The sequence below is a fragment of the Pseudomonas xantholysinigenes genome (genome assembly GCF_014268885.2).
Taxonomy (GTDB): domain Bacteria; phylum Pseudomonadota; class Gammaproteobacteria; order Pseudomonadales; family Pseudomonadaceae; genus Aquipseudomonas; species Aquipseudomonas xantholysinigenes.
In genome coordinates this window covers 525,001-548,130 of record NZ_CP077095.1, presented here as the reverse complement: position 1 = coordinate 548,130, position 23,130 = coordinate 525,001, and the positions used below count along the sequence as shown (strand labels likewise).

Sequence of the window (23,130 nt, the reverse complement as noted above, 5' to 3'; positions counted from 1 at the left end):
ATTTCAGACTCCAGGCTGTTCCCATCGGGCGCACTACGCCCGTTAAAAGGAGGCGTGATTCTATAGACGCCCCAATTTAGTGTCAACCCAATAAAAAAAACCCCCGCTGAGCGGGGGTTTTTTCAATCGATCGAGTGATTACTCGATGATTTTGGCCACGACGCCGGCGCCGACGGTACGACCGCCTTCACGGATGGCGAAGCGCAGACCGTCTTCCATTGCGATGGTCTTGATCAGGGTGACAGTCATCTGAATGTTGTCACCTGGCATTACCATCTCAACGCCTTCCGGCAGTTCGCAGTTACCGGTCACGTCAGTGGTACGGAAGTAGAACTGAGGACGGTAGCCTTTGAAGAACGGAGTGTGACGGCCGCCTTCTTCCTTCGACAGGACGTAGACTTCTGCGGTGAACTTGGTGTGCGGCTTGACCGAACCTGGCTTGACCAGAACCTGGCCACGCTCAACGTCGTCACGCTTGGTACCACGCAGCAGGACGCCGCAGTTCTCGCCAGCACGACCTTCGTCCAGCAGCTTGCGGAACATCTCAACGCCGGTGCAGGTGGTGGTGGTGGTGTCACGCAGACCAACGATTTCCAGCGGATCCTGAACGCGGACGATACCACGCTCGATACGACCGGTAACAACGGTACCACGACCCGAGATCGAGAATACGTCTTCGATCGGCATCAGGAACGGCTGGTCGATGGCACGAACTGGCTCAGGGATGTAGGCATCCAGAGTTTCAACCAGCTTCTTGACAGCGCTGGTACCCATTTCGTTGTCGTCTTTGCCTTCCAGAGCCATACGAGCCGAACCGATGATGATCGGAGTGTCGTCGCCTGGGAAGTCGTAGGTGGACAGCAGGTCGCGAACTTCCATCTCGACCAGTTCCAGCAGCTCAGCGTCGTCTACCAGGTCAGCCTTGTTCAGGAAGACCACGATGTACGGAACGCCAACCTGACGGGACAGCAGGATGTGCTCACGGGTTTGTGGCATCGGACCATCGGCGGCCGAGCAAACCAGGATCGCGCCGTCCATCTGGGCAGCACCGGTGATCATGTTCTTCACGTAGTCAGCGTGACCTGGGCAGTCAACGTGAGCGTAGTGACGAATGTTCGAGTTGTACTCGACGTGAGCGGTGTTGATGGTGATACCGCGCGCTTTTTCTTCCGGAGCCGAGTCGATCTTGTCGAACTCAACGACGGCCGAACCGAAAACTTCGGAGCAGACGCGAGTCAGAGCTGCGGTCAGAGTGGTCTTACCGTGGTCAACGTGGCCGATGGTGCCGACGTTAACGTGGGGAAGGGAACGATCAAATTTTTCTTTAGCCACGACAGTGAACCTCTTGCCTAAAGGGGATTAGCCTTGTTTTTTAACGAGTGCTTCGACGATGTTCGACGGAGCTTCGGCGTATTTGGAGAATTCCATGGAGTAGCTTGCGCGACCCTGAGACATGGAACGAACGTCGGTTGCGTAACCGAACATCTCTCCGAGCGGTACCTCAGCAGTGATTACCTTGCCGGACACCGAGTCTTCATTACCCTGGATCATCCCGCGACGACGGCTCAGGTCACCCATCACGTCACCCAGGTAGTCTTCCGGGGTTACAACTTCGACCTTCATGATCGGCTCAAGCACCACGCCACCGCCCTTCTGGGCCAGTTGCTTGGTCGCCATCGAAGCGGCGATCTTGAACGCCATTTCGTTGGAGTCGACGTCGTGGTACGAACCGTCGAATACCGTGGCCTTCAGGCCGAGCAGCGGATAGCCGGCGACAACGCCGTTTTTCATCTGCTCTTCGATACCCTTCTGGATCGGGGCGATGAATTCCTTAGGAATCACACCACCAACGACTTCGTTGGTGAACACCAGACCTTCGGTGATGTTGCCCTTCTCGTCAACGTCCGGCTCCGAGAAACGGATCCAGCAGTGACCGAACTGACCACGACCACCCGACTGACGAACGAACTTGCCTTCGATCTCGACGTTGGACTTGGTGATCTTCTCGCGGTACGAAACCTGAGGCTTGCCGACGTTGCACTCGACGTTGAACTCGCGCTTCATGCGGTCAACGAGGATGTCCAGGTGCAGCTCACCCATACCGGAGATGATGGTCTGGCCGGTTTCTTCGTCGGTCTTGACGCGGAACGACGGGTCTTCCTGGGCCAGTTTGCCCAGAGCGATACCCATCTTCTCCTGGTCAGCCTTGGTTTTCGGCTCTACGGAGAGCGAAATTACCGGCTCAGGGAAGTCCATACGCTCGAGGATGATCGGCTTGTCGGCGTTGCACAGGGTGTCACCAGTGGTGACGTCCTTCATGCCGATCAGAGCAGCGATGTCGCCAGCGCGCACTTCTTTGATCTCTTCACGCTGGTTGGCGTGCATCTGCACCATACGACCAACGCGCTCTTTCTTGCCCTTGACCGAGTTGATGACGGAGTCACCGGAGGTCAGGAAGCCCGAGTAAACGCGAACGAAGGTCAGAGTACCAACGAACGGGTCGGTGGCAATCTTGAACGCCAGAGCCGAGAACGGCTCGTTGTCGTCAGCAGGACGCTCGTCGTACTGCTCTGGAGTGACTTCATCCTTCGGCACGTCGATCAGGTCAGGGTGGATACCCTTGATCGCCGGGATTTCGGTCGGAGCAGGCAGGAAGTCGATGACAGCGTCGAGAACCAGGGGAACGCCCTTGTTCTTGAACGACGAACCGCAGACAGCCGGAACGATCTCGCTGGCCAGGGTGCGCGCGCGCAGGCCTGCCTTGATCTCTTCGACGGTCAGCTCACCTTCTTCAAGGTACTTGTTCATCAGCTCTTCGTTGGCTTCGGCAGCAGCTTCCACCATGTTCGCGCGCCATTCTTCGGCCAGCTCGAGCATGTCCGCAGGAATTTCTTCCTCACGGTAGGTGGTGCCCTTGTCGTCATCGTTCCAGTAGATGGCTTTCATCTTGATCAGGTCAACCTGACCCTGGAAGTCATCTTCAGCACCGATAGCCAGCTGGACCGGAACCGGGGTGTGACCCAGGCGGTTCTTGATCTGGCCGACAACGCGCAGGAAGTTGGCACCAGCACGGTCCATCTTGTTCACGTAGACAACACGTGGAACGCCGTACTTGTTGGCCTGACGCCATACGGTTTCGGACTGCGGCTCAACGCCGGAGGTACCGCAGAACACAACGACCGCGCCGTCGAGTACACGCAGCGAACGCTCTACTTCAATGGTGAAGTCAACGTGGCCGGGGGTATCGATGACGTTTACGCGGTAGTTGTCGTACTGACCACGGGAACCTTTCCAGAAGGTGGTAACGGCAGCGGAGGTAATGGTGATACCGCGCTCCTGCTCCTGCACCATCCAGTCGGTGGTCGCGGCGCCGTCATGCACCTCGCCCATCTTGTGGCTCAGACCTGTGTAGAACAGGATCCGCTCGGTAGTGGTAGTCTTGCCCGCGTCAACGTGGGCACAGATACCGATGTTACGGTAGCGGTTAATTGCTGTAGTACGAGCCATAGAGCCCTCGCAAAAATATTGATGCTTGAATTAGAAGCGGTAGTGCGAGAACGCTTTGTTGGCCTCGGCCATACGGTGCACGTCTTCACGCTTCTTGACTGCAGCACCCTTGCCTTCGGCAGCATCCAGCAGTTCGCCGGCCAGGCGCAGAGCCATCGACTTCTCGCCGCGCTTGCGGGCGTAGTCTACGAGCCAGCGCATTGCCAGAGCGTTACGACGGGATGGACGAACTTCAACCGGAACCTGGTAAGTGGCACCGCCGACACGGCGGGACTTAACTTCGACCAGCGGAGCGATGGCGTCGAGAGCTTTCTCGAAGATTTCCAGGGGGTCGCTGTTCTTGCGTGCTTTGACGGTATCCAGGGCACCGTAAACGATGCGCTCGGCTACGGCCTTCTTGCCGCTTTCCATCACGTGGTTCATGAACTTGGCGAGGATCTGGGATCCGTACTTCGGATCGTCAAGGATCTCACGTTTTGCTGCTACACGACGTCTTGGCATGATAAGCCCTCAAACGGTCTTCAGGTTAGCCCGGGACGTGGGTCTTCGACCCCTGCCCGACCTTACTCTTATCGACTCAAAAAAATGGATGTCTGCAAACGGCCGATTACTTCGGACGCTTGGTACCGTACTTCGAACGACCCTGGTTACGGCCTTTGACGCCCGAAGTATCCAGAGAGCCGCGAACGGTGTGGTAACGAACACCTGGCAAGTCTTTTACACGGCCGCCACGGATCAGGACGACGCTGTGCTCTTGCAGGTTGTGGCCTTCACCACCGATGTACGAGGAAACCTCGAAACCGTTGGTCAGACGCACACGGCATACTTTACGCAGTGCCGAGTTAGGTTTTTTCGGCGTGGTGGTGTACACACGGGTGCACACGCCACGACGCTGCGGGCAGTTCTGCAGCGCAGGAACGTCGGACTTCTCGACCGAACGCTTACGCGGCTGACGTACCAGCTGGTTGATAGTTGCCATCTACTAGCTCCACTGATTGTCTTGCGACTCTATTGTCTTGCAAGAAAGCCAAAAATTGGCGAGACGGAGCCTCACCAAATTTAAGGGTACAAAAGTCTAAAGAGGATCTTGCACCCAGTCAAGACGAGGCCCCGGCCCTCCTCGCCCGGTCATCGGCAACAATTCATGTCACCGATGCCCTGGCGAGGCGTGCCGGGGCCCTGCCCTGTACTCAGTTACCGCTGGAGTTCAGCGCTTCGGTCAGTGCGGCTTCCACCTCACTGGCGCTCACACGCAACGGCTTGTCGGCATCACGGCGACGCTTGCGCTCGCTGTGGTAGGCCAGACCGGTACCGGCCGGGATCAGACGACCCACGACCACGTTCTCTTTCAGGCCGCGCAGGTAGTCACGCTTGCCGGTTACCGCCGCTTCGGTCAGTACGCGGGTGGTTTCCTGGAAGGAAGCCGCCGAGATGAACGATTCGGTGGACAGCGAGGCCTTGGTGATACCCAGCAACACGCGGGTGAACTTCGAGATGAACTTGTCTTCGCTGGCGAGACGCTCGTTCTCGACCAGTACCTGAGTCAGTTCCATCTGGTCGCCCTTGATGAAGCTGGAATCGCCGGACTCGGAAATCTCAACTTTACGCAGCATCTGACGCAGGATGGTCTCGATGTGCTTGTCGTTGATCTTCACGCCCTGCAGACGGTAAACGTCCTGGATCTCGTTGACGATGTACTTGGCCAGCGCGCTCACACCCAGCAGACGCAGGATGTCGTGCGGATCGCTCGGACCGTCGGAGATAACTTCGCCGCGGTTTACCTGTTCGCCTTCGAAGACGTTCAGGTGGCGCCACTTCGGAATCAGCTCTTCGTACGGATCGCTGCCATCGGTCGGGGTGATGACCAGGCGACGCTTGCCCTTGGTTTCTTTACCGAAGGCAATGGTGCCGCTGACTTCAGCCAGAATCGAGGCTTCTTTCGGACGACGCGCTTCGAACAGGTCGGCAACGCGCGGCAGACCACCGGTGATGTCACGGGTCTTCGACGTTTCTTGCGGGATACGCGCGATAACGTCACCGACGCCGATCTGGGCACCGTCAGCCACACCTACGAGGGCGTTGGCCGGCAGGAAGTACTGAGCCGGTACGTCGGTACCTGGCAGGTACAGGTCCTTGCCAGCGGCATCGACCATCTTGATCGCCGGACGGATTTCCTTGCCTGCGGCAGGGCGATCCTTGACGTCCATCACTTCAATGTTGGTCAGACCGGTCAGTTCGTCGGTCTGGCGCTTGATGGTGATGTTTTCTTCCATGCCCACGAAGGTCACGGTACCTTTCAGCTCGGTCACGATCGGGTGGGTGTGCGGGTCCCACTTGGCGACGATGGCGCCAGCTTCGACCTTCTCACCTTCCTTGACCGAAATCACCGCGCCGTAAGGCAGCTTGTAGCGCTCACGCTCACGACCGAACTCGTCGGCAATGGCCAGCTCGCCGGAACGCGATACGGCAACCAGGTTGCCATCGGCGCGCTCGACCTGCTTCAGGTTGTGCAGACGCACCATACCGCCGTTCTTCACCTGGACGCTGTCGGCAGCCGAGGTACGGCTTGCAGCACCACCGATGTGGAACGTACGCATTGTCAGCTGGGTACCCGGCTCACCGATCGACTGTGCAGCGATAACGCCAACAGCCTCACCGATGTTCACCTGGTGACCACGAGCCAGGTCGCGACCGTAGCACTTGGCGCAGATGCCGTAGCGGGTTTCGCAGCTGATCGGCGAACGCACGACTACTTCGTCGATGCTGTTCAGCTCGATGAACTCGACCCACTGCTCGTCGACCAGGGTACCGGCCGGAACGATGACGTCCTCGGTGCCTGGCTTGAACACGTCGCGGGCGATGACACGGCCCAGTACGCGCTCACCCAGCGGCTCAACAACGTCGCCGCCTTCGATGTGCGGAGTCATCAGCAGGCCCTGGTCGGTGCCGCAGTCGATCTCGGTAACCACCAGATCCTGCGCCACGTCTACCAGACGACGAGTCAGGTAACCGGAGTTCGCGGTCTTCAATGCGGTATCCGCCAGACCCTTACGAGCACCGTGGGTCGAGATGAAGTACTGCAGTACGCTCAGACCTTCACGGAAGTTCGCGGTGATCGGCGTCTCGATGATCGAGCCGTCCGGCTTGGCCATCAGGCCACGCATACCGGCCAGCTGACGGATCTGAGCCGCGGAACCACGCGCACCGGAATCAGCCATCATGTACATCGAGTTGAAGGACTCTTGCTCGACTTCCTTGCCCTCGCGGTCGACGACCTTCTCTTTCGAGAGGTTGGCCATCATCGCCTTGGACACTTCGTCGTTCGCCTTGGACCACAAGTCGATGACCTTGTTGTACTTCTCGCCCTGGGTTACCAGGCCGGAGGCGTACTGGCTCTCGATTTCCTTCACTTCGTCGGTGGCGCTGTTGATGATGCGCGCTTTCTCGTCAGGGATAACGAAGTCGTTAACACCGATGGAAACACCGGAAATGGTCGAGTAGGCAAAACCGGTGTACATCAGCTGGTCAGCGAAGATCACGGTCTCTTTCAGACCAACCACGCGGTAGCACTGGTTGATCAGCTTGGAGATCGCCTTCTTCTTCATCGACTGGTTGACGACGTCGAACGGCAGGCCTGCCGGTACAACCTGGAACAGCAGCGCACGGCCGACGGTGGTGTCGACGATACGGGTGTTCTTGGTGATGCTGCCATCGCGATCCTTCACGGTTTCGTTGATACGAACCTTGATTTTCGCGTGCAGGGCGGCTTCGCCGGCGCGGAATACGCGGTCGACTTCCTGCAGGTCGGCGAACACGCGACCTTCGCCCTTGGCGTTGATGGCTTCACGGGTCATGTAGTACAGACCCAGTACCACGTCCTGCGACGGAACGATGATTGGCTCACCGTTGGCTGGCGACAGGATGTTGTTGGTCGACATCATCAGCGCGCGCGCTTCGAGCTGGGCTTCCAGCGTCAGCGGCACGTGAACAGCCATCTGGTCACCGTCGAAGTCGGCGTTGTACGCGGCGCAGACCAGCGGGTGCAGCTGGATAGCCTTACCTTCGATCAGAACCGGTTCAAAAGCCTGGATACCCAGACGGTGCAGGGTTGGCGCACGGTTGAGCAGGACGGGGTGTTCGCGGATCACCTCGGCGAGGACGTCCCACACCTCCGGCAGCTCGCGCTCGACCATCTTCTTGGCGGCCTTGATGGTGGTCGCCAGACCACGCATTTCCAGCTTGCCGAAAATGAATGGCTTGAACAGCTCGAGGGCCATCTTCTTCGGCAGACCGCACTGGTGCAGACGCAGGGTCGGACCAACGGTAATTACCGAACGGCCAGAGTAGTCCACACGCTTACCGAGCAAGTTCTGACGGAAGCGACCTTGCTTACCTTTGATCATGTCGGCCAGCGACTTCAGCGGACGCTTGTTCGAGCCAGTGATGGCGCGACCGCGACGACCGTTATCGAGCAGGGCGTCGACCGCCTCCTGCAGCATGCGCTTTTCGTTGCGCACGATGATGTCCGGCGCCGACAGATCGAGCAGGCGCTTCAGACGGTTGTTACGGTTGATCACCCGACGATACAGGTCATTCAGGTCGGAGGTCGCGAAGCGGCCGCCATCCAGCGGTACCAGCGGACGCAGGTCCGGCGGCAGTACTGGCAGGACGGTCAGGACCATCCACTCAGGCAGGTTGCCCGAGCCCTGGAAAGCTTCCATCAGCTTCAGGCGCTTGGACAGCTTCTTGATCTTGGTTTCCGAGTTGGTCTGCGGAATCTCTTCGCGCAGGCGACCGATCTCGTGCTCCAGGTCGATAGCGTGCAGCAGCTCGCGGACAGCCTCGGCACCCATGCGGGCGTCGAAGTCGTCACCGAACTCTTCCAGCGCTTCGAAGTACTGCTCGTCGTTGAGCAGCTGACCCTTCTCGAGGGTGGTCATGCCCGGGTCGATAACGACATAGCTCTCGAAGTAGAGCACGCGCTCGATATCACGCAGGGTCATGTCCATCAGCAGGCCGATACGGGACGGCAGCGACTTCAGGAACCAGATGTGGGCAACCGGCGAGGCCAGTTCGATGTGCGCCATGCGCTCACGACGAACTTTGGCCAGGGCAACTTCAACGCCGCACTTCTCGCAGATCACGCCGCGGTGCTTGAGGCGCTTGTACTTGCCGCACAGGCACTCGTAGTCCTTGACTGGGCCAAAGATCTTGGCGCAGAACAGGCCGTCACGCTCAGGCTTGAACGTACGGTAGTTGATGGTTTCCGGCTTTTTGACTTCACCGAACGACCACGAACGGATCATTTCAGGCGACGCCAGACCGATGCGGATGGCGTCGAACTCTTCGACTTGACCCTGGTTTTTCAGCAAATTCAGTAGGTCTTTCAAGGCCTTTCCTCCTGGCGGAGCAGGGAGCGGGCATTACCTGCCCCACTCCCCTTCGCGTCACGTGTTATTCGGTTTCCAGATCGATATCGATACCGAGCGAACGGATCTCTTTGATCAACACGTTGAAGGACTCGGGCATGCCCGGCTCCATACGGTGATCGCCATCCACGATGTTCTTGTACATCTTGGTACGGCCGTTCACGTCGTCCGACTTCACTGTGAGCATTTCTTGCAGGGTGTATGCCGCGCCGTATGCTTCCAGCGCCCACACTTCCATCTCCCCGAAACGCTGACCACCGAACTGTGCCTTACCACCCAGCGGCTGCTGGGTAACCAGGCTGTAGGAACCAGTGGAACGCGCGTGCATCTTGTCGTCCACCAAGTGGTTCAGCTTGAGCATGTACATGTAACCAACGGTCACAGGACGCTCGAACTTGTTGCCGGTACGGCCGTCGAACAGCACCATCTGGCCGCTTTCTGGCAGGTCTGCCAGTTTCAGCATGGCCTTGATCTCACGCTCCTTGGCACCGTCGAAGACTGGGGTGGCCATCGGCACGCCTTTCTTCAGGTTGTTCGCCAGGGCAATGATCTCTTCGTCGGTGAACTCTTCCAGGTTCTCCTGACGACCACCGATCTCGTTGTAGATCTCGGTGAGGAAGGTGCGCAGTTCAGCGGCTTTGCGCTGCTCTTCGATCATGCGGTCGATCTTCTCGCCCAGGCCCTTGGCCGCGAGGCCCAGGTGGGTTTCAAGGATCTGACCGACGTTCATACGCGAAGGTACGCCCAGCGGGTTCAGTACGACATCGACCGGAGTACCGTTGGCGTCGTGCGGCATGTCTTCGACCGGCATGATCACCGAGACGACACCCTTGTTACCGTGACGACCGGCCATCTTGTCACCCGGTTGGATGCGACGGCGGATTGCCAGGTAGACCTTGACGATCTTCAGTACGCCTGGAGCCAGGTCATCGCCCTGCTGCAGCTTGCGCTTCTTGTCTTCGAACTTGTCGTCCAGCAGGCGGCGGCGGTCGACGATGTACTGCTGAGCCTTTTCCAGCTGCTCGTTCAGTGCATCTTCGGCCATGCGCAGTTTGAACCACTGGCCGTGCTCCAGACCGTCCAGCACTTCGTCGGAGATCACGGTGCCTTTCTTCAGGCCCGCGCCACCGTCGACCACCTGGCCGTTCAGGGCGGAACGCAGACGCTCGAAGGTTGCGCCTTCGACGATGCGGAACTCTTCGTTGAGGTCCTTGCGGATCTCGTCCAGCTGCATCTTCTCGATGGCCAGGGCGCGACTGTCGCGCTCGACGCCATCACGAGTGAAGACCTGTACGTCGATGACAGTACCCTTGGTGCCGGTCGGCACGCGCAGGGAGGTGTCCTTAACGTCGCTGGCCTTCTCACCGAAGATCGCGCGCAGCAGTTTTTCTTCCGGCGTCAGCTGGGTTTCGCCTTTTGGCGTGACCTTGCCGACCAGGATGTCGCCAGCGCCGACTTCGGCACCCACGTAGACGATACCGGCTTCGTCCAGCTTGTTCAGTGCGGCTTCACCGACGTTCGGGATGTCCGCAGTGATTTCCTCTGGGCCAAGCTTGGTATCACGAGCCACACAGGTCAGTTCCTGGATGTGGATCGTGGTGAAGCGGTCTTCCTGGACCACACGCTCGGACAGGCAGATGGAGTCTTCGAAGTTGAAGCCGTTCCACGCCATGAACGCGATGCGCATGTTCTGGCCCAGTGCCAGTTCACCCATGTCGGTGGACGGGCCGTCAGCCATGATGTCGCCACGCTGAACCTTGTCACCCTTGCTCACCAGCGGACGCTGGTTGATGCAGGTGTTCTGGTTCGAACGGGTGTACTTGGTCAGGTTGTAGATGTCCACACCGGCTTCGCCGGTCTCGACTTCGTCATCGGCAACGCGAACGACGATACGGCTGGCGTCGACCGAGTCGATCACACCACCGCGGCGAGCAACCACGCAGACACCGGAGTCACGGGCGACGTTGCGCTCCATGCCGGTACCTACCAGCGGTTTGTCGGCACGCAGGGTCGGTACAGCCTGACGCTGCATGTTCGAACCCATCAATGCACGGTTGGCGTCGTCGTGCTCGAGGAACGGAATCAGCGAGGCAGCGACGGAAACAACCTGCTTCGGCGAAACGTCCATCAGGGTGACGTCTTCCGGCGCCTTGACGGTGAATTCGTTCAGGTGACGAACAGCTACCAGCTCATCGATCAGCTGCTTCTTGTCGTTCATCGCGGCCGAAGCCTGGGCGATCACGTGATCGGCCTCTTCGATGGCGGACAGGAACACGATGTCGTCGCTGACCACGCCTTCCTTCACCACGCGGTATGGGCTTTCCAGGAAGCCATACTGGTTGGTGCGGGCATAGGCGGCCAAGGAGTTGATCAGACCGATGTTCGGACCTTCTGGAGTCTCGATCGGGCACACGCGGCCGTAGTGGGTCGGGTGTACGTCACGGACTTCGAAGCCGGCGCGCTCACGGGTCAGACCACCAGGGCCGAGCGCGGAGACACGGCGCTTGTGGGTGATCTCGGAGAGCGGGTTGTTCTGGTCCATGAACTGCGAGAGCTGGCTGGAACCGAAGAACTCTTTCACCGCCGCAGCCACAGGCTTGGCGTTGATCAGGTCCTGCGGCATCAGGCCTTCGCTTTCGGCCATCGACAGACGTTCCTTGACCGCGCGCTCTACACGCACCAGGCCAACGCGGAACTGGTTCTCGGCCATCTCGCCGACGCAACGGACGCGACGGTTACCCAGGTGGTCGATGTCATCGACAATGCCTTTGCCGTTACGGATATCGACCAGGGTCTTGAGGACCTCGACGATGTCTTCCTTGCTCAGCACGCCCGAACCTTCGATCTCGGTGCGACCGATACGACGGTTGAACTTCATGCGGCCAACGGCGGACAGGTCGTAACGCTCGGCGCTGAAGAACAGGTTGTTGAACAGGGTCTCGGCGGCGTCCTTGGTTGGCGGCTCGCCTGGACGCATCATGCGGTAGATTTCGACCAGGGCTTCCAGCTGGTTGCTGGTGGTGTCGATCTTCAGGGTATCGGAGATGAACGGACCGCAGTCGATGTCGTTGGTGTACAGGGTCTCGATGCGGACAACCTGAGCCTTGGCGATCTTGATCAGCAGATCGGTGGTCAGCTCGGTGTTGCACTCGGCCAGGATCTCACCGGTCGCCGGATGCACGATGGCCTTGGCGGTGGTGCGACCCAGCACGTACTCCATCGGCACGTCCAGCTCTTTCACGCCAGCTTTTTCCAGCTGGTTGATGTGGCGCGCGGTAATACGGCGGCCTTGCTCAACGATGACCTTGCCGCTGCCGTCATGGATGTCCATGACCGCAACTTCACCACGCAGACGCTGCGGCACCAGCTCCAGGCTCAGTTTCTCGCCGGAGATGTGGAAGACGTTGGTGGTGTAGAAGGTGTTCAGCACCTCTTCAGTGCTGTAGCCCAGCGCGCGCAGCAGCACCGAGGCCGGCAGTTTGCGGCGACGGTCGATACGCACGAACACGCAGTCTTTCGGGTCGAACTCGAAGTCCAACCAGGAACCGCGGTAAGGGATGATACGTGCGGAGTACAGCAGCTTGCCCGAGCTATGGGTCTTGCCACGGTCGTGGTCGAAGAACACACCCGGCGAACGGTGCAGCTGGGATACGATCACACGCTCGGTACCGTTGATAACGAAGGTACCGTTCTCAGTCATCAGGGGGATTTCACCCATGTAGACTTCTTGCTCTTTGATGTCCTTGATCGCTTTGTTCGACGATTCCTTGTCGAAGATGATCAGGCGCACCTTCACACGCAGCGGGACCGCGAAGGTCACACCACGCAGGACACATTCCTTCACATCGAACGCCGGCTCGCCCAGGCGATAGCCGACGTACTCCAGGGCAGCATTGCCGGAGTAGCTGATGATCGGGAATACCGATTTGAAGGCCGCATGCAGGCCGACGTCGCGGAACTGGTCCTTGGATGCTCCCGCCTGCAGGAATTCGCGATACGAATCCAGCTGGATGGCCAGGAGGTAAGGCACATCCATGACGTCCGGCAACTTGCTAAAGTCCTTGCGGATACGTTTTTTCTCAGTGTATGAGTAAGCCATCAGCATTCCCCAGCTTGGTCACCTGCTTGTTTGGCATCTCCCGGCGGGAGCAGCCGAAAATCGTGCAAACCCCTTGGTTTGCGCCACCCACTTGGGTGTCTTGCAGCTCGTTATCGGGGCCGACCTGATCGACCACCAATAACGGAAAAAGGCCGGTGGCATAAGCCACCAGCCATCAGCCCTTCGCTCAACGCTCGGACTGTTGTCGCAAAGTCGAAATTACTTCAGCTCGACTTTAGCGCCAGCTTCTTCCAGCTTCTTCTTCGCGTCTTCAGCGGCTTCTTTCGAAACGCCTTCAGCGATAACCTGAGGAGCGCCGTCGACTTTCTCTTTGGCTTCTTTCAGGCCCAGACCGGTCAGTTCACGAACGGCCTTGATCACGTTGACTTTCTTGTCGCCAGCTTCGGTCAGAACGACGTTGAACTCGGTCTGCTCTTCGACAACGGCAGCAGCAGCAGCTGGGCCAGCAGCGGCAACAGCAGCGGTAACGCCGAAGGTTTCTTCCATAGCTTTGATCAGCTCAACAATTTCCAGAACGGTTTTCTGGCCGATTGCTTCGATGATTTGTTCGTTAGTCAGAGACATGACTTGAATCCTGTATTGGGGTGACAGCCTACGCAGCCATCAAATTAAACGAATGATTTTGAAAGAATTCGCACGCCTTAGGCGGCGGTAGCTTCTTTCTGGTCGCGAATGGCTGCCAGAGTACGAGCCAGCTTGCTGGTAGCGCCTTGGATCACGCTCATCAGCTTCGCAATAGCTTCGTCGCGGGTCGGCAGGGAAGCCAACACGTCGATCTGGTTCGCCGCAATCAAATTGCCGTCAAACGCGGCTGCCTTGATCTCGAACTTGTCCTGACCCTTGGCGAACTCTTTGAACAGACGAGCAGCAGCGCCCGGGTGTTCGTTGGAGAAAGCAATCAGGGTCGGGCCTTTGAACGCGTCGTTGAGGATCGAGTACTCGGTGCCTTCAACAGCGCGCTTGAGCAGGGTGTTACGTACGACACGCACGTATACGCCAGCTTCGCGGGCCTCTTTACGGAGTCCGGTCATTGCGCTTACAGTCACACCACGGGCATCGGCCACGACAGCGGACAGAGCGACTTTGGCAGCCTCGTTGACTTCAGCGACGATGGCCTTCTTGTCTTCGAGTTTAATTGCCACGGGTTTACTCCTGGTTTCTACCGTTTCATCTGGCCGAAGCCGGATGTCGTTTTGGTGTCTGATTCGTAAACGAATCGGGAGCACCATCTGCGTAGGCTTGTGGTTTAAGGCTTGCGCCGCCTACGGTCTTGGATAGCCCCCGCCAGGCAGGGACCCCAATTTAGTAAGCCGCTGCGAGCAAGTCGCAGCGGCCGAATATTACACGTTCAGCGAGCTCTGATCGATGATCAGACCTGGGCCCATGGTGGTGCTCAGGGTAACGCGCTTGACGTAGATGCCTTTCGAGGAAGCTGGCTTGATACGCTTCAGATCAGCGATCAGGGCTTCAACGTTTTCCTTCAGCTTGCCAGCTTCGAAGCCGACCTTGCCAACGGAGGTGTGGATGATACCGTTCTTGTCGGTACGGTAGCGAACCTGACCAGCCTTGGCGTTTTTCACGGCAGTGGCTACGTCTGGGGTCACAGTACCAACTTTCGGGTTAGGCATCAGGCCACGAGGACCCAGGACCTGACCCAGCTGACCTACAACGCGCATGGCATCAGGCGATGCGATGACGACGTCATAGTTCAGGTCGCCGCCTTTCATTTCGGCAGCCAGATCGTCCATGCCTACGCGGTCGGCGCCAGCAGCCAGAGCAGCTTCAGCAGCTGGGCCCTGGGTGAAGACGGCAACACGTACGGTCTTGCCAGTGCCGTGTGGCAGCACGGTAGCGCTACGAACGACCTGGTCGGATTTACGCGGGTCAACACCGAGGTTGACAGCGATGTCGTAGGATTCTACGAATTTGGCAGTCGGCAGCGAAGCCAGCAGGGTTGCGGCTTCTTCGAAGTTGTAGGCCTTGCCTGCTTCGATTTTCTCGGCGATAGCCTTTTGGCGCTTGGTCAGCTTAGCCATTACACACCCTCCACGTTCAGGCCCATGCTACGGGCAGAGCCGGCGATGGTGCGCACAGCTGCATCCATGTCAGCAGCAGTCAGATCAGCCTGTTTGGTCTTGGCGATCTCTTCCAGCTGAGCACGGGTAACGGTACCGACCTTGACGGTGTTCGGGCGAGCCGAACCGCTGGTCAGGCCAGCAGCTTTCTTCAGCAGAACCGAGGCAGGGGTGCTCTTGGTCTCGAAGGTGAAGCTACGGTCGCTGTAGACAGTGATGATCACTGGAGTCGGCAGACCTGGCTCTTGACCCTGGGTACGGGCGTTGAAGGCCTTGCAGAATTCCATGATGTTCACACCGTGTTGACCCAGTGCTGGACCAACGGGTGGGCTTGGGTTGGCCTGGCCGGCCTTTACTTGCAGCTTGATGTAAGCCTGAATCTTCTTAGCCATGAGCTACTCCAAAATCGGGTACAAGCGCCAGATGGCTCCCCGTATGACTTGCGTTTTATCCCAGTGACGAAAAAACCCCGCAGCACATAGGGCTGCGGGGTATGGGATGCTTCGTTCGGCTAGACCTTCTCGACCTGGCTGAACTCGAGCTCCACCGGGGTGGAGCGACCGAAAATGAGCACTGCAACCTGCAGCCGGCTCTTCTCGTAGTTAACTTCTTCGACACTGCCATTGAAGTCAGCGAAGGGACCGTCAATGACGCGAACCACTTCACCCGGCTCAAACAACGTCTTCGGCTTCGGCTTGTCACTGCCGTCGGCAACGCGACGCAGGATAGCTTCAGCTTCTTTATCAGTGATCGGCGCAGGCTTGTCTGCGGTACCACCAATGAAACCCATGACCCGAGGAGTATCCTTGACAAGGTGCCAAGTCCCTTCGTTCATTTCCATCTGGACCAGCACATAGCCAGGGAAGAATTTCCGCTCGCTCTTGCGCTTCTGGCCGTTACGCATTTCGACGACCTCTTCGGTCGGGACCAGGATCTCGCCGAATTCGTCTTCCATGCCAGCCAGCTTGACACGCTCGATCAGGGAGCGCATGACATGCTTCTCGTAACCCGAGTAAGCATGAACAACATACCAACGCTTAGCCACGAGACACCCTTAGCCAACGATCAAGGAGACCAACCAGCCGAGCAGGGAATCAAGACCCCACAACAGCAACGCCATGACCAGAACAACAGCCACGACAATCAGCGTGGTCTGCGTGGTTTCTTGGCGGGTCGGCCACACGACTTTACGGATCTCGGTACGAGCTTCCTTCGCCAGCGCAAAGAACGACTTGCCTTTGGCGGTCTGCAGGGCAACGAAGCCAGCGACAGCAGCCAGAGCAAGCAGGACGAGTACGCGATACAGAATCGGGGAGGCGGAGTAATACTGATTACCCACAACACCTACGACTACCAATGCGACAACAGCCAGCCACTTGAACAGATCAAAACGCGATTCTTGGGCTTCAGTTTTGGGAGTCATCAAGGAGGATCCTGTGAGAAGAAAGCCAATCACACCGAGGTGAATGGCAGGTCAGGAGGGAATCGAACCCCCAACCTACGGTTTTGGAGACCGTCGCTCTGCCAATTGAGCTACTGACCTTTAACGCTGTATCAGGCCGGCCATTATACCGACCCGATCATTTAAATCAACTACTTATTCAATAATTTTTGCTACGACGCCGGCGCCGACGGTACGACCGCCTTCACGGATGGCGAAGCGCAGACCGTCTTCCATTGCGATGGTCTTGATCAGGGTGACAGTCATCTGAATGTTGTCACCTGGCATTACCATCTCAACGCCTTCCGGCAGTTCGCAGTTACCGGTCACGTCAGTGGTACGGAAGTAGAACTGAGGACGGTAGCCTTTGAAGAACGGAGTGTGACGGCCGCCTTCTTCCTTCGACAGGACGTAGACTTCTGCGGTGAACTTGGTGTGCGGCTTGACCGAACCTGGCTTGACCAGAACCTGGCCACGCTCAACGTCGTCACGCTTGGTACCACGCAGCAGGACGCCGCAGTTCTCGCCAGCACGACCTTCGTCCAGCAGCTTGCGGAACATCTCAACGCCGGTGCAGGTGGTGGTGGTGGTGTCACGCAGACCAACGATTTCCAGCGGATCCTGAACGCGGACGATACCACGCTCGATACGACCGGTAACAACGGTACCACGACCCGAGATCGAGAATACGTCTTCGATCGGCATCAGGAACGGCTGGTCGATGGCACGAACTGGCTCAGGGATGTAGGCATCCAGAGTTTCAACCAGCTTCTTGACAGCGCTGGTACCCATTTCGTTGTCGTCTTTGCCTTCCAGAGCCATACGAGCCGAACCGATGATGATCGGAGTGTCGTCGCCTGGGAAGTCGTAGGTGGACAGCAGGTCGCGAACTTCCATCTCGACCAGTTCCAGCAGCTCAGCGTCGTCTACCAGGTCAGCCTTGTTCAGGAAGACCACGATGTACGGAACGCCAACCTGACGGGACAGCAGGATGTGCTCACGGGTTTGTGGCATCGGACCATCGGCGGCCGAGCAAACCAGGATCGCGCCGTCCATCTGGGCAGCACCGGTGATCATGTTCTTCACGTAGTCAGCGTGACCTGGGCAGTCAACGTGAGCGTAGTGACGAATGTTCGAGTTGTACTCGACGTGAGCGGTGTTGATGGTGATACCGCGCGCTTTTTCTTCCGGAGCCGAGTCGATCTTGTCGAACTCAACGACGGCCGAACCGAAAACTTCGGAGCAGACGCGAGTCAGCGCTGCAGTCAGAGTGGTCTTACCGTGGTCAACGTGGCCGATAGTGCCGACGTTAACGTGAGGTAGGGAACGATCAAACTTTTCCTTAGCCATCGATACATCCTCCGCAGAAGAAATAGACTTACCGCTGATAAAACAAAGGCAGATATTTTCATATCTGCCTTTGTCTATATGGAGCTCTTGAGCGGACTTGAACCGCTGACCTCACCCTTACCAAGGGTGTGCTCTACCAACTGAGCTACAAGAGCGAAACACTTTGCGCAAAATCCAGCAAACTTGGAGCGGGTAGCGGGAATCGAACCCGCATCATCAGCTTGGAAGGCTGAGGTTCTACCACTAAACTATACCCGCGGAGCTTGCGGCTCTCGCTAAAACTGGTGGAGGGAGAAGGATTCGAACCTTCGAAGCTCTCGCAACGGATTTACAGTCCGTCCCCTTTGACCGCTCGGGAATCCCTCCAGATGTGGCCGGCATTCTATTTGTCTGCCGCCCTAGTGTCAAGCGTTTTTTCAAATTTTTTCAATCAAATCTGAAACTTAGCTGCTTTGACACCGCTTCCAGCTCTACCACCTGAGTGGTGTTCCCTGTGAAGCGGGCGCCATTCTATCAAGCTATTCAGCAGTTGCAATACCCTCGCACAAAATAATTTTGTGTTTTAAGTCTTTGAAATCCTTGGAAAGAGTCGAGAGCACTGTCGGGTCCAACAAGCGCTCGCTTTCAGGAGCCACCTTCAGCCAGAAACCGTCAGCCCCTGGTAGCTGCCCCGCGAGCGGCGCTGCGGCGATATCAAGGCTCAGTAGACGCTGACGCAGCGCCTCGAGCTGCTCTCGTGCTGCAACGCCACCGACCACCAGGCATTCGTCGCGGCGCCTGGTCGGTGCCGCGGCCCCCGTCTCGCGCAGCAAGCGAATCTCCTGCTGACTGCCTTTATAAAGGGAGAGCGGGGCCACTTCCTTGACCTTCAGGGGTGCTTCCTGCTGATGCCAAACGTAATAGAAGACGTTCAGCACGACCAATAGAAGAAACAACCAGCGCATAGGCACCTCAGCTCAACGGACAGGCCATTGCCAGGCCAACGAATACCAGGTCCGGCACGATACGCGCCTGGGGCGCGGCCACATGCACAAGGGGGGCATCCCCACCCGTGAGGAACACCGTGAAATCATCACCCCATAGTGCCTGGGCCTGCTCGATCTGTGCCCGGGCAAAGCTCTGGAGCATCAGCACACAACCACGCTCGACCGCCTCAACGGTTGAGCGCCCAGGAGCCAGGCTGTTCAGCGCACGCTCAGCGGAAGCGTCGTCATAGCGAATGCGCCGCGTATGCGTACGCAATTGGCTGCGCATCAATGGCATACCCGGGCATATATAGCCACCCAGGTGCTCACCATCCGCCGCCACAAAGTCAGCCTTTGCCGCCGTACCCAAGTCGATGACCAGGCAGGCACCCCTGGCCAGGTGAAAGGCGCCAAGCGCACCCAACCATCGATCCATACCCAAGCGCTGGTGGTCTTCATAGCCGTTGCGCACACCGGCCATTTCCTTGACCGGCTGGGCAACGCTCACCGCGACACCAAAGCGCTCCTTGATCAGGGCGCACAAAGACGAGGTTTCTTCCTCGCTACGCACACTGACCATCCGGCTGCCAACAAGAGGCAAGTCACCAAGGCCAGCAACCGCAGCCAGCAGCGCCTGATCCGAATCAACAATGCCGCCACCGGTGATGGCTGCATCGGCAGTGTGAATCACACGCCACTTGATAAAGCTGTTTCCACAGTCGAGCTCAAGAATCATCACGCAACCTCAGGCTGAGCTCGCCACCGCTGAAGCTCTTTTCCACACCGTCGATTTCAAGACGCAAACCGCCCTGACCATCCACGCCTCGCGCCACCCCATCGATACGGGTAGTGCCGGCGACCAGCGAAACCTTACGCCCCTGCCACAGATGCGCCTGCTCCCACTCTTCCTGGAAGGCGGCGAAACCATAGCGGCGATGACGGGCCAGCTCGTGCTGCAGGTGCTGGCTGAGTTCCGCCACCAAGCGGTTACGGTCCACCAACTGCCCGGTCTCGCCGCGCATCGAGGTCCAAGGCTGGTCGATCTGCTCAGCGCCCTGCATGTTCACATTGATACCGATACCCAGCACCACATGACAGACATCCGCCGGATCGCCGACCAGTTCCAGGAGGATCCCGGTAATCTTGCGCCCACTGGCCAGCACGTCATTGGGCCACTTCAGCCCGACATCCTTGAGGCCAAACGTCTTCAGCGTACGCATGACCGCCAGACCAACCACCAGACTCAGGCCCTCGAGTTGGCGCATGCCGCCATCGATGCGCAGCACCAGGCTGTAATAGAGGTTTTCAGCGAAAGGGCTGACCCATTCGCGGCCTCGACGCCCGCGCCCGGCGCTCTGACGCTCGGCCAGCACCAGGAACGGCGCTGCCTGCCCCTGGGCTGCGAGCCTCAGGCCCTCGGCATTGGTGGAGTCGATACTGTCGTGAATGAAGGCCGGCCACGGCTCGCCCTCCGAGAATCCAGCGATCGCCTGCGCTTCAAGCAGGTTAAGCGGCGCGGCTAGTTGATAGCCACGGCCACGAACCTTGTGGATGGTCAGGTTCAGTTCGCTCTCGAGGTGCTGCAGCTGCTTCCAGACGGCGCTGCGGCTCACCCCAAGGGCGGCCCCCAGGGCTTCTCCGGAATGGAACCGGCCATCCTTGAGGAGATTCAACAACTTCAGCATGCCAGTCTCGACTTGGAATAAGGCTGGCATGATAGCCACGCCCCGAGGGCTTGCATAGGAAAAGGGCTGCCGCCGGGCTTGGAGCCGCCACTTTACCTGTAGGAGCGGCCTTGTGTCGCGAAAGGGCTGTGTAGCAGCCCCATGGTCTCAGCATTGACGCAAAGATCGCCGGGGCTGCTACGCAGCCCTTTCGCGACACAAGGCCGCTCCTACAGGGGGAAGTGTTGATTTTGAGGGCGCGGAAAAGACAAAACCCCTACCTGCTCGCGCAGATAGGGGTTTTGCGAAATGAATCTTGACGATGACCTACTCTCACATGGGGAAGCCCCACACTACCATCGGCGATGCATCGTTTCACTACTGAGTTCGGGATGGGATCAGGTGGTTCCAATGCTCTATGGTCGTCAAGAAATTCTGTTGCCGTGAATGCCTTGCAGCACCCTCAGCCAATTCGGATATGTGATTTGTGAAGTTGCGAACTTTCGGGTCTTTCGTCTTCACCACCACAATCTGCTTTCGTGCGCAGATTGCTTGGGTGTTATATGGTCAAGCCTCACGGGCAATTAGTATTGGTTAGCTCAACGCCTCACAGCGCTTACACACCCAACCTATCAACGTCGTAGTCTTCGACGGCCCTTCAGGGGATTCAAGATCCCAGTGAGATCTCATCTTGAGGCAAGTTTCCCGCTTAGATGCTTTCAGCGGTTATCTCTTCCGAACATAGCTACCCGGCAATGCCACTGGCGTGACAACCGGAACACCAGAGGTTCGTCCACTCCGGTCCTCTCGTACTAGGAGCAGCCCCTCTCAAATCTCAAACGTCCACGGCAGATAGGGACCGAACTGTCTCACGACGTTCTAAACCCAGCTCGCGTACCACTTTAAATGGCGAACAGCCATACCCTTGGGACCGGCTTCAGCCCCAGGATGTGATGAGCCGACATCGAGGTGCCAAACACCGCCGTCGATATGAACTCTTGGGCGGTATCAGCCTGTTATCCCCGGAGTACCTTTTATCCGTTGAGCGATGGCCCTTCCATACAGAACCACCGGATCACTAAGACCTACTTTCGTACCTGCTCGACGTGTTTGTCTCGCAGTCAAGCGCGCTTTTGCCTTTATACTCTACGACCGATTTCCGACCGGTCTGAGCGCACCTTCGTACTCCTCCGTTACTCTTTGGGAGGAGACCGCCCCAGTCAAACTACCCACCATACACTGTCCTCGATCCGGATAACGGACCTGAGTTAGAACCTCAAGGTTGCCAGGGTGGTATTTCAAGGATGGCTCCATGAGAACTGGCGTCCCCACTTCAAAGCCTCCCACCTATCCTACACAAGCAAGCTCAAAGTCCAGTGCAAAGCTATAGTAAAGGTTCACGGGGTCTTTCCGTCTAGCCGCGGATACACTGCATCTTCACAGCGATTTCAATTTCACTGAGTCTCGGGTGGAGACAGCGCCGCCATCGTTACGCCATTCGTGCAGGTCGGAACTTACCCGACAAGGAATTTCGCTACCTTAGGACCGTTATAGTTACGGCCGCCGTTTACCGGGGCTTCGATCAAGAGCTTCGCTTGCGCTAACCCCATCAATTAACCTTCCGGCACCGGGCAGGCGTCACACCCTATACGTCCACTTTCGTGTTTGCAGAGTGCTGTGTTTTTAATAAACAGTCGCAGCGGCCTGGTATCTTCGACCGGCGTGGGCTTACGCAGCAAGTGCTTCACCCTCACCGGCGCACCTTCTCCCGAAGTTACGGTGCCATTTTGCCTAGTTCCTTCACCCGAGTTCTCTCAAGCGCCTTGGTATTCTCTACCTAACCACCTGTGTCGGTTTGGGGTACGGTTCCCAGTTATCTGAAGCTTAGGAGCTTTTCTTGGAAGCATGGCATCAACCACTTCGCGCTCTAATGAGCACTCGTCATCAGCTCTCGGCCTTGAAATCCCGGATTTGCCTAAGATCTCAGCCTACCACCTTAAACTTGGACAACCAACGCCAAGCTGGCCTAGCCTTCTCCGTCCCTCCATCGCAATAACTGGAAGTACAGGAATATTAACCTGTTTTCCATCGACTACGCTTTTCAGCCTCGCCTTAGGGACCGACTAACCCTGCGTCGATTAACGTTGCGCAGGAAACCTTGGTCTTTCGGCGTGCGAGTTTTTCACTCGCATTGTCGTTACTCATGTCAGCATTCGCACTTCTGATACCTCCAGCAAGCTTCTCAACTCACCTTCACAGGCTTACAGAACGCTCCTCTACCGCGTCACCAGAGGTGACACCCGTAGCTTCGGTGCATGGTTTGAGCCCCGTTACATCTTCCGCGCAGGCCGACTCGACTAGTGAGCTATTACGCTTTCTTTAAAGGATGGCTGCTTCTAAGCCAACCTCCTAGCTGTCTAAGCCTTCCCACATCGTTTCCCACTTAACCATGACTTTGGGACCTTAGCTGACGGTCTGGGTTGTTTCCCTTTTCACGACGGACGTTAGCACCCGCCGTGTGTCTCCCATGCTCGGCACTTGTAGGTATTCGGAGTTTGCATCGGTTTGGTAAGTCGGGA

General features: G+C 57.8%; 16 protein-coding genes, 4 tRNA genes and 2 rRNA genes (1 of these 22 only partly in view). All 22 read right to left on the bottom strand.

The genetic code is table 11. The features are described 5' to 3' along the window. Positions 1–138 precede the first annotated feature (138 nt). Positions 139–1,332: an elongation factor Tu gene (gene tuf / locus HU772_RS02460; RefSeq protein WP_182323863.1), complete on the bottom strand. Its 1,194-nt coding sequence runs from the start codon at positions 1,330–1,332 to the stop codon at positions 139–141. 27 nt (positions 1,333–1,359) lie between these two features. Beyond that, a complete protein-coding gene (fusA, locus tag HU772_RS02455) occupies positions 1,360–3,507 on the bottom strand; it encodes an elongation factor G (RefSeq protein ID WP_186662112.1) in 2,148 nt (715 codons plus the stop codon). A gap of 30 nt (positions 3,508–3,537) precedes the next feature. Further along, on the bottom strand, positions 3,538–4,008 hold the full coding sequence (gene rpsG, locus HU772_RS02450) for a 30S ribosomal protein S7 (protein ID WP_003246741.1): 471 nt from the start codon (positions 4,006–4,008) through the stop codon (positions 3,538–3,540). Between the two features lie 106 nt (positions 4,009–4,114). Then, the gene (gene rpsL, locus HU772_RS02445) at positions 4,115–4,486 is read right to left on the bottom strand and encodes a 30S ribosomal protein S12 (protein WP_003255492.1); all 372 of its coding nucleotides are present in this window, start codon (positions 4,484–4,486) and stop codon (positions 4,115–4,117) included. Positions 4,487–4,697: 211 nt separating this feature from the next. Further along, positions 4,698–8,897 carry a DNA-directed RNA polymerase subunit beta' gene (rpoC, locus tag HU772_RS02440; RefSeq protein WP_134693397.1) on the bottom strand — a complete coding sequence of 1,400 codons (4,200 nt, stop codon included), beginning with the start codon at positions 8,895–8,897 and terminating at the stop codon, positions 4,698–4,700. A gap of 64 nt (positions 8,898–8,961) precedes the next feature. After that, on the bottom strand, positions 8,962–13,035 hold the full coding sequence (gene rpoB, locus HU772_RS02435; RefSeq protein ID WP_186662113.1) for a DNA-directed RNA polymerase subunit beta: 4,074 nt from the start codon (positions 13,033–13,035) through the stop codon (positions 8,962–8,964). A gap of 219 nt (positions 13,036–13,254) precedes the next feature. Next, positions 13,255–13,620 (bottom strand): 50S ribosomal protein L7/L12, encoded by a 366-nt coding sequence (gene rplL / locus HU772_RS02430; protein WP_186662114.1) that lies wholly within the window; start codon positions 13,618–13,620, stop codon positions 13,255–13,257. 77 nt (positions 13,621–13,697) lie between these two features. Continuing rightward, positions 13,698–14,198, bottom strand: a complete 501-nt coding sequence (rplJ, locus tag HU772_RS02425; protein WP_136912671.1) for a 50S ribosomal protein L10 — start codon at positions 14,196–14,198, stop codon at positions 13,698–13,700. Between the two features lie 198 nt (positions 14,199–14,396). Continuing rightward, a complete protein-coding gene (rplA, locus tag HU772_RS02420; RefSeq protein ID WP_011531882.1) occupies positions 14,397–15,092 on the bottom strand; it encodes a 50S ribosomal protein L1 in 696 nt (231 codons plus the stop codon). Beyond that, the gene (gene rplK / locus HU772_RS02415) at positions 15,092–15,523 is read right to left on the bottom strand and encodes a 50S ribosomal protein L11 (RefSeq protein ID WP_186662115.1); all 432 of its coding nucleotides are present in this window, start codon (positions 15,521–15,523) and stop codon (positions 15,092–15,094) included. Before rplK ends, rplA begins: the two co-directional genes overlap by 1 nt. Positions 15,524–15,642: 119 nt before the next feature. Further along, positions 15,643–16,176 carry a transcription termination/antitermination protein NusG gene (gene nusG, locus HU772_RS02410; RefSeq protein WP_011531880.1) on the bottom strand — a complete coding sequence of 178 codons (534 nt, stop codon included), beginning with the start codon at positions 16,174–16,176 and terminating at the stop codon, positions 15,643–15,645. A gap of 9 nt (positions 16,177–16,185) precedes the next feature. Further along, positions 16,186–16,554, bottom strand: a complete 369-nt coding sequence (gene secE, locus HU772_RS02405) for a preprotein translocase subunit SecE (RefSeq protein ID WP_011531879.1) — start codon at positions 16,552–16,554, stop codon at positions 16,186–16,188. Between the two features lie 44 nt (positions 16,555–16,598). After that, positions 16,599–16,674 (bottom strand) — tRNA-Trp (locus tag HU772_RS02400). Between the two features lie 54 nt (positions 16,675–16,728). Next, a complete protein-coding gene (gene tuf / locus HU772_RS02395; RefSeq protein ID WP_182323863.1) occupies positions 16,729–17,922 on the bottom strand; it encodes an elongation factor Tu in 1,194 nt (397 codons plus the stop codon). A gap of 79 nt (positions 17,923–18,001) precedes the next feature. Beyond that, positions 18,002–18,077, bottom strand: a tRNA-Thr gene (locus HU772_RS02390). Between the two features lie 29 nt (positions 18,078–18,106). Continuing rightward, positions 18,107–18,180 (bottom strand) — tRNA-Gly (locus HU772_RS02385). A 24-nt stretch (positions 18,181–18,204) separates the two neighbouring features. Next, positions 18,205–18,288: transfer RNA gene (locus HU772_RS02380), tRNA-Tyr, on the bottom strand. 152 nt (positions 18,289–18,440) lie between these two features. After that, a complete protein-coding gene (locus tag HU772_RS02375) occupies positions 18,441–18,866 on the bottom strand; it encodes a hypothetical protein (RefSeq protein WP_186662116.1) in 426 nt (141 codons plus the stop codon). Positions 18,867–18,873: 7 nt separating this feature from the next. Beyond that, positions 18,874–19,623: a pantothenate kinase gene (locus HU772_RS02370; protein WP_186662117.1), complete on the bottom strand. Its 750-nt coding sequence runs from the start codon at positions 19,621–19,623 to the stop codon at positions 18,874–18,876. Continuing rightward, positions 19,613–20,572, bottom strand: a complete 960-nt coding sequence (gene birA, locus HU772_RS02365; protein WP_186662118.1) for a bifunctional biotin--[acetyl-CoA-carboxylase] ligase/biotin operon repressor BirA — start codon at positions 20,570–20,572, stop codon at positions 19,613–19,615. The genes HU772_RS02370 and birA overlap by 11 nt, the downstream gene beginning before the upstream one ends. Before the next feature lie 293 nt (positions 20,573–20,865). After that, positions 20,866–20,981: ribosomal RNA gene (gene rrf, locus HU772_RS02360) — 5S ribosomal RNA — on the bottom strand. Between the two features lie 133 nt (positions 20,982–21,114). Then, positions 21,115–23,130, bottom strand: a 23S ribosomal RNA gene (locus tag HU772_RS02355) (it continues 877 nt past the right edge of the window).

Bases quoted from the DNA above. Each gene is read 5' to 3' on its own strand.
- fusA (WP_186662112.1), bottom strand. From the start codon at position 3,507: ATGGCTCGTACTACAGCAATTAACCGCTACCGTAACATCGGTATCTGT.
- rpsG (WP_003246741.1), bottom strand. From the start codon at position 4,008: ATGCCAAGACGTCGTGTAGCAGCAAAACGTGAGATCCTTGACGATCCG.
- rpsL (WP_003255492.1), bottom strand. From the start codon at position 4,486: ATGGCAACTATCAACCAGCTGGTACGTCAGCCGCGTAAGCGTTCGGTC.
- rpoB (WP_186662113.1), bottom strand. From the start codon at position 13,035: ATGGCTTACTCATACACTGAGAAAAAACGTATCCGCAAGGACTTTAGC.
- rplL (WP_186662114.1), bottom strand. From the start codon at position 13,620: ATGTCTCTGACTAACGAACAAATCATCGAAGCAATCGGCCAGAAAACC.
- rplA (WP_011531882.1), bottom strand. From the start codon at position 15,092: ATGGCTAAGCTGACCAAGCGCCAAAAGGCTATCGCCGAGAAAATCGAA.
- rplK (WP_186662115.1), bottom strand. From the start codon at position 15,523: ATGGCTAAGAAGATTCAGGCTTACATCAAGCTGCAAGTAAAGGCCGGC.
- secE (WP_011531879.1), bottom strand. From the start codon at position 16,554: ATGACTCCCAAAACTGAAGCCCAAGAATCGCGTTTTGATCTGTTCAAG.
- tuf (WP_182323863.1), bottom strand. From the start codon at position 17,922: ATGGCTAAGGAAAAGTTTGATCGTTCCCTACCTCACGTTAACGTCGGC.
- HU772_RS02375 (WP_186662116.1), bottom strand. From the start codon at position 18,866: ATGCGCTGGTTGTTTCTTCTATTGGTCGTGCTGAACGTCTTCTATTAC.
- HU772_RS02370 (WP_186662117.1), bottom strand. From the start codon at position 19,623: ATGATTCTTGAGCTCGACTGTGGAAACAGCTTTATCAAGTGGCGTGTG.
- birA (WP_186662118.1), bottom strand. From the start codon at position 20,572: ATGCTGAAGTTGTTGAATCTCCTCAAGGATGGCCGGTTCCATTCCGGA.